1 protein-coding gene is annotated in these 270 nt (G+C 37.4%); it reads left to right on the top strand.

Going from position 1 to position 270, the window contains the following annotated elements:
* On the top strand, positions 1-240 hold a 240-nt coding region (locus R0J88_RS20410; RefSeq protein ID WP_410900937.1), incomplete at its 5' end, for a hypothetical protein.
* Positions 241-270: the final 30 nt, after the last annotated feature.

Below are 270 nucleotides of genomic sequence, written 5' to 3'. Positions count from 1 at the left end.
ACGAAACGATACATATTTGACAACCAATCAGACTTTCAATTTCAACCAGATGCAAAAGCAGGGCGTGAACAAGCAATTTCTATACTAGAACAAGCCTTTGGGGTGAAAGCACCGACGAATGAGATTCAAGCTACTTTCTTTGGCGAAAAGGCAATATCAAACAAAGAAGTAGCTTTGAAGATTAATCAAGCGCCACTTTCAACCAATTTCGAAATGGATAAAATCGAGCTTTTTATCTAAAAAAGAATTAGGTTAAAGGCGAAGAACGGA

This window comes from Pseudoalteromonas sp. SIMBA_162 (assembly GCF_046535955.1).
GTDB classification, from domain to species: Bacteria; Pseudomonadota; Gammaproteobacteria; order Enterobacterales; family Alteromonadaceae; genus Pseudoalteromonas; species Pseudoalteromonas marina.
The sequence above is the reverse complement of the archived record's forward strand: the minus strand, read 5'-3'. Positions and strand labels throughout refer to the sequence as shown.